General features: G+C 37.0%; 9 protein-coding genes. 7 read left to right on the forward strand and 2 right to left on the reverse strand.

Annotated elements, in window-relative coordinates; all coding sequences use genetic code 11:
• Positions 1–170: 170 nt before the first annotated feature.
• On the forward strand, positions 171–3,278 hold the full coding sequence (locus QFZ72_RS03550; protein WP_307429462.1) for a beta-galactosidase: 3,108 nt from the start codon (positions 171–173) through the stop codon (positions 3,276–3,278).
• Positions 3,279–3,342: 64 nt separating this feature from the next.
• On the opposite strand, the gene QFZ72_RS03555 is transcribed toward QFZ72_RS03550, so the two are convergent.
• Positions 3,343–5,562, reverse strand: a complete 2,220-nt coding sequence (locus tag QFZ72_RS03555) for a helix-turn-helix domain-containing protein (protein ID WP_307429465.1) — start codon at positions 5,560–5,562, stop codon at positions 3,343–3,345.
• A gap of 30 nt (positions 5,563–5,592) precedes the next feature.
• Positions 5,593–6,201 (reverse strand): YesL family protein, encoded by a 609-nt coding sequence (locus tag QFZ72_RS03560; protein WP_307429468.1) that lies wholly within the window; start codon positions 6,199–6,201, stop codon positions 5,593–5,595.
• 470 nt (positions 6,202–6,671) lie between these two features.
• On the opposite strand from QFZ72_RS03560, the gene QFZ72_RS03565 reads away from it, so the two are divergent.
• The 6 genes from QFZ72_RS03565 to QFZ72_RS03590 all read left to right on the forward strand — a co-directional run bounded on the left by QFZ72_RS03565 (position 6,672) and on the right by QFZ72_RS03590 (position 13,526).
• Positions 6,672–7,511 carry an ABC transporter permease gene (locus QFZ72_RS03565; RefSeq protein WP_373464656.1) on the forward strand — a complete coding sequence of 280 codons (840 nt, stop codon included), beginning with the start codon at positions 6,672–6,674 and terminating at the stop codon, positions 7,509–7,511.
• A gap of 18 nt (positions 7,512–7,529) precedes the next feature.
• Positions 7,530–8,420, forward strand: coding sequence for a carbohydrate ABC transporter permease (locus QFZ72_RS03570; protein WP_307429471.1), 891 nt, complete (start codon positions 7,530–7,532; stop codon positions 8,418–8,420).
• Positions 8,421–8,526: 106 nt separating this feature from the next.
• Positions 8,527–10,110, forward strand: coding sequence for an extracellular solute-binding protein (locus QFZ72_RS03575; RefSeq protein WP_307429474.1), 1,584 nt, complete (start codon positions 8,527–8,529; stop codon positions 10,108–10,110).
• Between the two features lie 112 nt (positions 10,111–10,222).
• Positions 10,223–11,080: a sugar phosphate isomerase/epimerase family protein gene (locus tag QFZ72_RS03580; RefSeq protein ID WP_307429476.1), complete on the forward strand. Its 858-nt coding sequence runs from the start codon at positions 10,223–10,225 to the stop codon at positions 11,078–11,080.
• Positions 11,081–11,103: 23 nt separating this feature from the next.
• A complete protein-coding gene (locus tag QFZ72_RS03585; protein WP_307429479.1) occupies positions 11,104–12,162 on the forward strand; it encodes a Gfo/Idh/MocA family protein in 1,059 nt (352 codons plus the stop codon).
• 71 nt (positions 12,163–12,233) lie between these two features.
• Entirely contained in the window at positions 12,234–13,526 is a 1,293-nt protein-coding gene (locus tag QFZ72_RS03590) for an alpha-L-fucosidase (protein WP_307429482.1), read from the forward strand.
• Positions 13,527–13,555 lie beyond the last annotated feature (29 nt).

Raw genomic sequence — 13,555 nt, forward strand, 5'->3', positions numbered from 1 at the left:
TAGCAGAAATATAAGGTCTTTAATGGAAAGTAAATTCTTACAATGCCTAGTCATAATACACATATTGTACGAACCAATAGGAATGGTAAACTGATGCAGAGCTTTTCAATAATGAGGTGCTCTTTTATTATCGGCAAATCGATTTTTTTTCAGATATGGGGGGATTTTAGTTGAAGCAGGTTCTGGTATTTTATGATGAAACGTTTCCCTTTGCTGGATTAAGGCCAACACGTGAATGGCTAAATCTTTTAAAGGAAAAGTTTACTGTTGTGGATTCAAAGAATTTGGAAATGGAACTTAGGAATCCTGTATATAGCAGTTTTATCCACATGCATGGTCCTTATTTTCCTAAAAGATCCTGGGGCGATATATCGTCATTTTTAGAAAAGGGTAAGGGGCTTTTATATCTTGGCGGTATTCCTTTTCGCAAGCCATGTAACTTTACAAATGGTTCGTGGGAAATAGAAAGAGAACAGACCGGTTATCACATGCATTTAAACATACATGAAGCGCTCACAGTAAAATCTAAAGATGTAAAAACCCTGAATCATAATAAGGAAATTCCATTGCTTGATGGCTTTGAAGCCCTATTTTCTAAAGAAGACACCTATAATTTTATTTTACATGTAACAAAAAAAAGTTCGATAGAAAAAGAGATGGGTTCTAACGGACCTATGGATGCCAGGATTTACCCTTTGCTTACAGGTGAAAATAAGGGAGAAAGAAAAATAACGGCTCCTGTGATATTGATAGAAAATTATAAGGGGAAATTTCCGGGCGGAAGATGGATTTTTATGAATCAAGAGCTGGCAAATCCTTTTTATAATGAACAAAGCATTCACCTGATAGAAAGTCTTTCCCAATACATTAACTGCGGCGTTACAGAAATTTGGCTAAAAACGAATTATGCCTGTTATGAAGCGAATGAATCACCAGCAATTTCCCTTCAATTTCAGTCAATTCATAAGAAGAGCACAGAATGGACTTTTGAGATAAAAATTACAAAAGATCATGCTGAAGTATTTACTCATCGTTTTAATACAACTGTTTCAAGCTACTTGGATTTTAAAAGAATTCATCCTGATATTACAATCTCACCTGGCTTATATGAAGTTGTGTGTACGGCGACTTCAAATAAAGGAGAAAAACTGATTTATAAGCAGGGATTCTGGGGAATGGACCGATCTTTATTAAGTAAAGGGGAGCCTTTAGCAGTCGATCGGGATTATTTCCGAAAGAACGGGAAGCCTTTGCCTATTGTCGGCATGACTTACATGACCTCAGATGTATCGCGCTATTTTTTATTTCTGCCTAACCCTGCGGTATGGGATCGTGATTTTGCCCAGATGAAAAAGGCAAATATTAATTATGTAAGAACAGGCATCTGGACCGCTTACCGCAACATCATGTTTGTGGACGGGCACGTAAGTGAGGAAGTCTTGAGAGCTTTAGATGCGTTTGTTCTTTGTGCAAAAAAGTATGAAATTGATGTTACTTTCTGCTTTTTCTCATTCACGCCGGAAATGTGGGATGGAGAAAATCCATACTTAGATCCAAGGAGTGTAGAAGCACAAAAACGGTTTATTACAACAATTGTGCAAAGACATAAAGAGACGAAGAATTTAAATTGGGACTTAATTAATGAGCCATCTATGTTTGATCCAAATCGGGGATTTTCCGGACCGAGATCTCTTCATGATTCTTACGATAAAAAGGAATTTCGCAATTGGTTAAAGAATAAACATCGAACAATCGAAAACCTTCAGGAAAATTGGAATGTAACTCCGGCAGAAATTCCAGATTTCAACAGCATCAATACCCCTGAACCTAGTGAGATCAATTCGCATATTCAAAACATGGCTTGGGGAAATCGCGGACTAAAATGGTTCGACTATACCTTCTACACCATGGATATGCATAATAAATGGGCAAAAGGTTTAACAGCAGCAATTAAGCATTTTACACCAGATCAATTGGTCACAGTGGGACAGGATGAAGCATTGACGTCTCAAAGACCCTCACCGATGTTTTATGAAGAGGCTGTAGACTATACAACGAATCACTCTTGGTGGTTTATGGATCAGCTTTTATGGGACAGCATCTTTACGAAAGCTCCAAATAAACCAAATTTAATTCAAGAAACAGGAATCATGTATGTCGAGCGTCCAGATAATATCGCAAAGAGAACTGAAGAAGAGTTAAGGAATATTCTCGAAAGGAAATATGCTTATTCTTTCGCTGGGGCCGGGGCTGGCGCTGTTCAATGGATATGGAATACAAATTATTTTATTAACAATATAAATGAGTCTAATATCGGAGCAATAAGAGCCGATGGCACAGAAAAGCCAGAGGCTAATGTATCGTATGATTTTGGGGCGTTTATGAAAGACATCAGCCACATATTTGAAGGAAGAAAGATTGAAGAAGTGGCTGTTATTTTCCCATTTTCCAATGATTTTTCAAATAGGCGTTTGGCTTTTGATTCTACTGCACGATTAACTAGAGTTATGGCTTACGAATTAAATGTAGCTTTTCGGGCAATAAGTGAATATCATTTGGATGATTTAAGGATAAATCCGTCTAAATTAATCATCGTGCCAAGTGCGCATACCTTTAATACAAAGGCTTTTAAAAAGCTTCTTGAAATAGTGGAAGCTACTGGAGCTACATTATTATATACCGGACCAATAAGCATGGATGAGTATTGGAATAAGACTGAAAGAGCAAAGCGAATTGTCGGAAAAACTTCAGTTGGAAATATAAGAAGAGAAGAATTTATGTTCATTAATAATACAAGGCATCTCGCATCGTTCCCAGACAAACGAATAGCAGAAGTGATGAAGGAGATCCCGCTTGATTGTATACAGCCAACAGAGATTCAGCAATACAAGATCGGAAAAGGGAAGCTTTTGTGGTCTCCGTTATCAATTGAACTAAACGAAAGAAATGAACCAATTTCCGAACTTTATAAGTATGCTTTGAATATTGCTGGTGTCGCTGAAGATTTAAAATGGATAAAAGGCGATTATCCAGGTATATATGGACGCAAGCTCAGTTTTCATTCTGAGGATCTGTTTATCTTTGTTTCGGAATGCGGAGAAGATGTTGAGATGGAAATACAAAATACGCAAAACGGATCAACATATGAGTTCCTTCTGGAAGCTGAACGGTCTGTGCTGTTTGCAGCCGGTAAGGATGGAAAGCTAATAGGTGTATATCGTGACCATGAAGTATCTGCAGCGGTCATTCAATCTGGTTTCACTCACATGAAGCAGTAAGAAGAAAAGAAGCCTTTTCACAATTCAGGAAAAGGCTTCTTGTGTTATTTTGACTGTCCCTAAGTTATTCCGTGGCTTTTGTATATAATTTTCTGAATTGACCAGGTGTAATTCCTTCAGAGTTTTTGAATTTCCTGATAAAGTTCGGTACGTCAATATATCCTACCTCAGATATAATTTTTTTAATTGACGAATTAGTCTGTAGCAGTTGTTTCTTAACTTCGTCTGTCCGTAAGTTCCATACATACTGTGAGAAAGTTGTTCCTGTCTGTTCTTTTATAAAACGGCTCAGATAAGAGCTCGATAAGCCAAATTGCTCTGCCATTCCTTCTAGGCTTAATTCGTACTCAGCGTAGTGGTTTGTAAGATAATCGAGAATATTTTGCTCTAATTGGTTTTTTTGAGATTCTTTTGTTTTTGAAATTTCTGCACAGATATCAATTGTCATTTCAATTAAGTTTTTTTCAATCTCGATAAATGACTGTCTTTCTATCAATTGATAGATTTTGCCGAAATTACACGGTACATTCATGTCATTCACTGTTTTAGTGATTGTGTTTACAACGTCATAGGTCATCCCTTTTAGTAAATGAATAGATGAACTGTTGTCTCGAAGCCAATTAAACAAAGTTATGATTGTTTCAGATGCGATTTCAGCATCCCCCTGTTTATAGCTCATCGACAATTTTAAAAGATATTCTTTAGGGATCCACATTTTTTCATTGAGTTCATCTATTTCTGTAAATGCAATGATATCTCTTTTCTCGCTTAATTTTGCGAATTCCAAGGCTGCTGATGCTTCAATAAAAGAACGATTTATATGATTAATTCCTTTATACGTTTCACCTACACCAATTTTGGGATTGGGATTGTTCTTCATTAGGATTCTTTGAAATTCATGAATAAGTCTTTCTTTAACAGAAGGATGATCAGAATTTCCATTGGCCACATAAACCATAGTCTTATTATTAATTAATTCAACACTAAAAATAGTCACCTCTTTTATTAAACTGCTGGAGGAAAGCTCAAGTTTCTTCATATCAATGGTGCTTAGCTGCCTGCTTGTTAATTCTGTTGTAAATACAAATGAATAGGGACCGTCAATTTGAATGTTCAGCGATTCCAATAAGCCTTCTGACTGCATATATTTATCCATCTGTCCTTGCAAAAGCATCATTAAACATTGATCACGTACGAGTGGCTCCTGATGCAATACGATTTTATTTAACTGTTCCTGATTGAGATAAATGTTTTCTAAAGTGCTGCGTACGGTATCCAGCTCGTTATTACTCGTAAATTGTAAGCTTTCATCTTTATTTTTAATAAATTCAATGATTTTTTTGATCGGACGATATTGGTATAAACCCAGCATGATGGCAAGAATTGAAGCCGCGGCTGCGATCCCAAGTATAATCAGCCATATAAACGTGCTGAATTTTGATACTTTTCCATAAAATTGCTCAGTAGGTATGGCTGCAACAAATGACCAGTTACTTCTTTCTGAATTTACGGATGAAATAGAATAGGAGTTTCCATCAATTTTAAGTTCTCCAATAAATGATTTTTTTGAAGAAGCTATCTTTTCAATCTGGTTTAAATCGATGGTTTGGGAAGATCTATTGTTGGTCGCAATTACTTTATTATTATGATCTAAAATAAATACTTTCCCCTCGTATGTACCAAGAATATTGTTAATCATGTCTTTAAAGAAAGAGTCTTTCAGTTTAAATATGACACTGCCGTATTGCTTTACAGCTCCTGAGGGAAGCGGATAAATATAGGCGGTTGTATTGTTGGATAATTTCAGATTATTGCTTATAAAAGGGTAGGTTGAGGATTCTATCGCCTTCAAAAACGTCTTCATTTCCGTATAGGTTGTCTTGTACTCTATGAATGTATTTGTTGACATTAGTCCTTCAGAAGAGTAAATATGATCCTGCTCATTATAGTAGAGATAAAGGTCCGTTATAATAGAGCTGTTTTCTTTATATTTATCCAGGCTTTTTATAGCATCAGGATGATTTTCCTTCATCTTTATCATATAAGGTGTAAGATTTGGATCATATGATATAAGAGTTCCGATCTTGCTAAGCTCCTGCATGCGGCTTTCTGTCAGGTTTTTCACATGATTTAAATTATGCAAATTTGACAGTTCGATTTCTTCTCTTATACTGGAAACAGAATTGTGATATAAAATGAGGGCCATGACAGAAAATGGAACAAAAAATATAATCAAATAAGAAAAGATGTATTGCAGCAATAATCTTGAAGTCATCTTTTTCATAGCAACACCCCTTTTAATCTTTTAATTCCTTCATTTTGTCTCCAATTTGTTAAAGGAATGCAGGGAAAACCACATTATTGGAAGAGTTAAAACTGAGATCCCCATGAATAAAAAGATAATAGGGATATACAGCGAAAGGATATACGCTGTTACGATCCATAATAAAATGGCCATTACACACAATGGCTGTGCCAGTGATAGGATAAATGCCTGCTTAATATGCTGAAAGAATTTTAAATCATAGTGTACATAAACAGGAAAGAATAAGATCATGGTGCTGATTAATAACAAACCAAACAGCAGAAGAGGTAAATGGATTAGTGCAGATTTAATAGTAAGTTCATTCAGCTGCAGATCAACCAGAAGGACAATGCTTAAACATAAAAAGATAAAGCCTGCTAAATTCGTCGTTTTAAAGCTTGATTTATAAACGGACAGGAAAAAAGGGAAGGTTTTCAACTCTGTCTCCCCTTGAAGCCACTTCCTAATGATTGAAAAGACAGCTGCAGATGAAGGCATAACCCCTAATACAATCCCTCCTGCTATAGTAAAAATGATCCACAGCAAATGCAGATACATAGCTTTTAATATCCACTCTGCCAGAGTGTAGAATTTTCCAATCAAAGTGTTAGACCCCATTAACTATCACCACCGTTCGAAATTATTTCTGATTAAGAAAGCGTTAACAAGATTGAAAATTCTAAATAAAATCTATCATAAGAATAACAATAAAACGCGGATTTTTAAATAGAGTCTATACGAAACTGGCATATGTAGAATTTAACGTTAATGTGTAAAATCTATTATTTGCTTGGATTTTCAACTTTTTTAAGCGCTTACACAACAAAAATATATGACATATTTACCCCGTATTCAAAATTGTGAAAAAATGAAAACAGAAAGTAAAACTAATAAAGGGAGGGGAATTCTTGGGTGTTCTTAAAGAGAAGAATGAGGGTGCATCTACTGAAACTTTAAAGGCTGCGAGTAAAATTATCAAGTTTAGAAAAAAGAAGGAAGATCCGGAGTTTAAAAGAATACAGCGAAAGAAAACCAAGAAAAATGTCAGACAGAATTGGCAATTGTATCTTTTTGTACTTCCTTTAGTAATGTACTTAATCCTTTTTCACTACATGCCAATGTATGGCATACAAATCGCATTTAAGGATTATTATCCAGTACAAGGTATTTGGGGGAGCCCTTGGGTAGGATTTGATCATTTCATGAGATTTTTTGAATCCTATTATTTCTGGGACCTGATTAAAAATACGGTCGAAATTAGTGTATATAGCCTGATTGTAGGCTTTCCGATCCCTATTATTCTAGCACTAGCCCTGAATGAAATACGTGATGGCATGTTTAAGAAAACAGTTCAAACCGTCACATACGCACCCCATTTCATTTCTATTGTTATTATGTCTGGGATGATTATAACATTTTTATCTCCAACAACAGGAATGATTAATAACCTTATCGGGATGCTTGGGATGGAACCTATTCCGTTTCTGACAGATCCTAAATGGTTTTCGACAGTTTATGTACTGTCGGGAATTTGGCAAAACGCTGGTTGGGGAACCATTATCTATTTAGCGGCATTAGCCGGCGTTGACCAGCAGCTTCACGAAGCAGCCATTGTAGACGGTGCATCAAGATGGCAGAGGATTTGGAATATCAATATTCCAGCTCTTGTTCCAACAATGGTTATTCTGTTTATTCTGGATGCAGGAAGCATATTATCAGTCGGGTTTGAAAAAGTGCTGCTTCTGCAAAATCCTTTGAATATGGAAGCATCTGATATCATATCTACCTTTGTCTATCGTGTCGGTCTTTTAGAAGGTCAATATAGCTTCGGTGCTGCGGTCGGATTATTCAATTCCGTCATTAATGCAGCCTTGCTCATAATTGTTAACCAAATTGCCCGGAAAAAATCGGAGACGAGCTTATGGTAAAAAAAGAGGGGTGTTGGAATGATTAAAGATACAGCTGCTGACAGATTTTTTAAGCTTTTATGCTACTTCTATCTATCACTGGCACTTATCATCGTGTTGTATCCGCTAATTTACATTATCAGTGCATCTGTCAGTGATCCGAAATTTGTGAACTCAGGCGAGATGTGGCTTTTCCCTATCAACCTAACATTTGAAGGGTATGAAAGAGTCTTTCAAAACGAGCAAATCTGGCTTGGCTATAAAAATACCATCATCTATACAGCGGTAGGAACAGCAGTTAATCTGATGGTGACAATCCCTGCCGCCTATGCGTTAGCAAGAAAAGATTTTGTTGGCCGAGGCTTTATCATGGGAATGATGCTTGTCACTATGTTTGTCAGCGGAGGACTCATTCCAACTTATATTATTGTGAAAAGCCTTGGGTTAATGGATTCTATGTGGGCATTAATCCTTCCTGGTGCAGCTTCAGTCTGGAATATTATTGTTTGCCGCACTTTTTTCCAAACGTCAATCCCAAATGAATTGGAAGAAGCGGCAAAAATCGATGGATGCAGTAACTTCAATTTGTTTCTCAAGGTTATTCTTCCACTATCAGCTCCTATCATTGCTGTAATGGCCTTGTTTTACGGAGTAGGACATTGGAATAGTTATTTCGGAGCGCTTATTTACTTGAGAGATCAGGATTTATATCCTTTGCAATTGGTCTTAAGGCAAATCCTTGTCTTACAGGAAATGAGTGCAGATATTATGTCTGGGGCGACTGCTGAGGCCTTGCAGCGAAAAGCTGAAATTGCGGATATTGTGAAATATGCCGTCATCATTGTAGCAACTTTGCCAATTATCATCATCTATCCGTTTATGCAGCGTTTCTTTGTCAAAGGTGTGATGATTGGCTCTGTTAAAGGATAAATTGCCTGCTTTTTTGGAGGCACTGAATGCTGATAGAAAGAGAGGCGGTAAGTTAAAGACTAAGGTTAGCTTTTATTACTATCAAATTATTATGAGGGGGATTACTGTGAAAAAAAGATTCGCTTTACCTATGATTTCAATTCTATTGGCAGGTATGCTCTCTGCATGTTCAAACAATCAGGAAGCAAGTTCTGAAAAAAGCGAAAGTGCAGAGATTAACAAAGAAGGTTTTCCTATTGTTGATGAGAAAGTTACATTATCTATGTTTGGCCCAAATGTGGGCAGAGCGAAGTGGGAAGATATGAAGTATTTTAAAATGATGGAGAAGAAAACAAATATTCATTTTGAGTTTGATACGCCTCCTAATGATAGTTTTGAAACACAAAAGAATCTCTTATTTGCCAGTAATGAACTTCCTGATCTATTTTATGGCGCGTCCTTGACGAACAGTGAAATTATAAAATACAGCGAACAGGGACTGTTAGTTCCATTAGATGACTTAATTGAAAAGTATGCTCCAAATATACAAGCGATGTTTAAAGAGTATCCGGACGTAAAGAAAAGTATTACCGCCCTGGATGGTCACATTTATGCTCTGCCGACTGTAGATAGAACCTTGCAGTGGAATATTCATCCTATGTGGTATAATGGCTCATTTTTAAAAGCTTTAAATGTGAAAGAACTGCCTAAAACAAGTGATGAATTGTACGACTTATTAGTACGAATTAAAACAGAAGACCCTAATGGAAATGGAAAACAAGATGAAATTCCGCTGACTGCAGCTGAAATGTGGGATATTAATCAATGGTTTATGGGATTCTTTGGTGTTGTGTCTATAGGTGTAGGCACCTATGACGGCGAAGTGAAGTATGGAGCAGCTCAGCCAGGGTTTAAGAATTACCTGGAATTTATGAATAAGCTTTATAAAGAAGAGTTACTGGATAATGAAGTATTCTCTCAGTCTTGGGATCAAAAGGGGGCAAAAGGAAAAGCTAATCGCGTCGGATTGTTTGCAAACTGGGCGCCTGGAGATTTTCTTGGTATGCCAAATGATACAACAAACCCTATGATGCAGCCTATTACCGGTAAGGGTGCTGATAAACCTGTTATTGCCATTAGCCCCGGACAAAGTGTCGGACAGTTTGCCATTACGAATGTCAATAAAAACCCTGAAGCTTCTATGCGCTGGGTGGACTATTCTTATTCCAAGGAAGGAAACGAGTTCCTGAGCATTCTGGACGAAGGAGATATTTGGGAATGGGCAGATAAGGATAAGAATCTAAGAAGACTAAAACCTCGTGAAGATGGAACATCGATTGAAGATTACAAAGGAACTTTAACACCAAACTATGGGATAAATGTTCCTACATGGGCTCATTTAGACTCTCCAATTGTATACGAAGGAAATGAATATGATCCATTTGTTGTGGCTGAAACAAAAAATAAAATCAAACCAGTTGGACAAGTAGCAATGCCGCAGGTTTTTCTAACTCCTAAGGAGCTAAAAGAAGTTGCTTCTATCAATGCTGATCTTGAAGCTTATGTAGAGCAAATGGAAGCTAAGTTTATCACAGGTCAAGAGCCAATTTCGAAGTGGAACGAATACATCAAAACCATTGATAAAATGGGCGTGGATAAATTGGTTAAAATCTATCAGAAAGCATACGACCGATATACAGAAGAGAAATAAAAGGTCTGGCTTCATTCCCGTTCATTAAAGGGGATGAAGCCTTCCTATTAATTTGTTTACATATTTAATTTCAATTGTTTCTCAATTCCCATTCATACTATGGAGGATATCTATGAAACTAGGTGTAAGTTCTTACAGTTTTTATTCCGCACTTCGATCAGGAAATATGAGCATTATAGATGCGATTGATTGGCTTAAAGACCATGGCGGAGAACATATCGAAATCGTCCCCATTGGTTTTACGCTAACTGATAATAGCCCACTAATTAACGATATTGTAGAAAAAGCAAAAGAAGCAGGGATTGAGATCTCTAATTATGCGGTAGGCGCCAATTTCGTCGACAAAGATGAAGCTCAATTTAATCAAGAATTAGAACAGCTGAAAATGCAGGTTGACATCGCACATGCTCTTGGCGTAAAGCGAATGCGCCATGATATTGCATCAAGAGAAAAAGAACATACTTCTATTGAACAGTTTGCGTGTGATTTGCCGATTATCATCAAGGCTTGTCGAGAAATTGCTGACTATGCTGCTCAATATGGAATTATTACCAGCATCGAAAATCATGGTTTTCATGTTCAGCATGCAGACCGGATTAGACAGATTGTTCACTCAGTTGATCGAAAAAACTTTAGAACAACTCTCGATATTGGTAATTTTCTATGCGTGGATGAAGATCCATTATCTGCAGTAAAACGCACTATTCCTTTAGCATCAATGGTCCATTTTAAAGATTTTTACATCCGTCCGCATACTCAATTCCCTGGGGAAGGATTTTTCCAGACAACTGCTGGAAACTTTTTAAGAGGGGCAATTGTAGGGCAAGGTGATTTGGATATTACAGGAATTATACAAGCTCTCAAATCTTTTGGATATGATGGGTACATTTCACTTGAATTTGAAGGCATGGAAGATTGCCTTAAAGCCATTGAAATTGGTTTAAACAATATTAAAAGGTTATGGAAGTAGATTTTTAATTGGAGGGATTAACAATGAGGAAACTTAAAATAGGAGTTATTGGTGCGGGTTCAATTGCAGAAATGCATTTAAGCAGCTTTTCAATGCATGAGCGTGCAGAACTTTACGCTGTCTGCGATCTAAATGAAGAAAGAGCAAAAACAACAGCAGATAAATACAATGCAGAAAAATACTATACGGACTATACAAAATTATTAGAAGACAGAGAGATTCAAGCTGTCAGTATATGCACATGGAATAATACACATGCCGAAATTGCCATTGCAGCGTTGAATGCTGGAAAACATGTTTTAGTAGAAAAACCATTAACCACAAGTGTTGAAAAAGCTCTTGAAATTGAAGATGCAGTCAAAAAAAGCGGGAAAATTCTTCAAGTCGGATTTGTAAGGCGGTTTGCAAGCAATACCCAAATTTTAAAAACGTTTATTGATGCTGGAGAACTCGGCGAGATTTATTATGCAAAAGCCTCAAGTATTCGTCGTTTGGGAAATCCAGGCGGATGGTTTTCTGATAAGGAGCGTTCCGGCGGTGGTCCACTAATAGATATTGGTGTCCACGTAATAGATTTATGCTGGTATTTAATGGGCCGCCCAAAGGTCAAATCTATTTCAGGCAACACTTATCATTTATTAGGGAATCGTTCAAATGTGAAGAATCTCTCTTTTTATAAAGCGGCAGATTATGACGCGACAAAAAATAATGTAGAAGATATGGCAAATGCTCTTATTCGCTTTGAAAATGGGGCTACTCTTTTTGTAGATGCAAGCTTCACCCTGCATGCTAAAAAAGATGAGACAACAATAAAAATTTATGGGGATAAAGGTGGAGCAGAAATAGAGCCTTCTTTAGAAATTGTATCTGAGAAAAACAATACGATCCTTAATATTACGCCTCAAATCAATCATGCAACCTTTAACTTTACAGAAGCTTTTCATTCAGAAATCGATCATTTTGTTGAATGCTTACTTGAAAATAAAGAGCCGATTAGTCCTGTACAGGATGGAGTAGAGATCATGAAGATTCTTTGCGGAATCTATGAGTCCAGTGAAAAAGGCATAGAGGTAACCTTTTAACCATCTGCATGATGATAGATGAATCATCCAGCCTGCGGTTATTATATTTGGAATATGAAGGAGTTGAGTATATGACGGAACGTGTATATGACTGGCCAAATCATTACGGAGATTTTCAGTGGTTTATAGAGGATCGATTTGGTCTGTTTATTCATTGGGGATTGTATGCATTGCCTGCAAGACATGAATGGGTGATGACGAAAGAGAAAATTCACTCAGATCAATACAAAAAATACATGGATCGATTTAATCCCGATCTTTTTAACGCGAGGGAATGGGCTAAAAATGCAAAAAAGACAGGCATAAAATATGCTGTTCTCACAACAAAACACCATGAAGGATTTGCCATGTGGGACTCACATGCAACGGACTATAAAGTGACAAATACACCCTATGGAAAAGATGTTGTAAGAGAGTTTGCAGATGCATTCAGAGCGGAAGGAATAAAAATAGGATTCTATCATTCCCTCATCGACTGGCATCATCCTGAGTTTACGATTGATGGCTTGCATTCACTCCGTGAAAACGAAGAAGAAAAGGTTAAAAAAAGAGAGTTTGACCAGTATGTGCAATTTCTGCATCAACAAGTTCATGAATTGTTAACATCCTATGGGAAAATCGATTATCTATGGTTTGATTTTTCCTATCCGGACAGGGACTGGGATTGGTCCAAAGGCAAAGGGGCAAAAGATTGGAAGGCTGAAGAGCTGGAAGCATTAATTCTTAAACTGCAGCCGCATATCATTTTAAATAATCGACTGGATCTGAATCGGGGTGTTTATACACCCGAGCAATATCAGCCTAAACGGTCCATAAAAAAAGACGGCTTAGATATCGTGTGGGAAGCCTGTCAAACCTTGAATGGAAGCTGGGGATATGACCGGGATGAACTTCATTGGAAGTCGCCGGAAATGGTCATAAAAATGCTGATCGATACTGTATCTAAAAATGGAAATCTATTATTGAATATAGGTCCAAATGCCAGAGGAGAATGGGATTTAAAATCAATGGAAATTATGGAAGGAATTTCGGAATGGATGAAGTATCATGATTCATCCATATATGGTGCTGGGGAAAGTGAGTTTCCTTCTCCTCCAGATTGCCGATTAACTCAAAAAGATCAAACTATTTATCTTCATATTTTTTCTTGGCCATTTAGGACAATCCATCTAAGCGAACTAGCAGGAAAAATAGAATATGTTCAATTTTTACATGATCATTCCGAAGTGAAATTCTATGAATATATGGAGTCTGATATACACCACCATAACGTACCGGTAGTTGAAGCTTGCGAAGTTGTTCTTGAAATCCCAGTTATTAAGCCCAATGTTATCGTTCCAGTCATTGAAATCAAACTTAAATAACTACTCTTCATTTTAATATGCCAAGTTCT

This window comes from Bacillus sp. V2I10 (assembly GCF_030817055.1).
Classification (GTDB): domain Bacteria; phylum Bacillota; class Bacilli; order Bacillales; family Bacillaceae; genus Bacillus_P.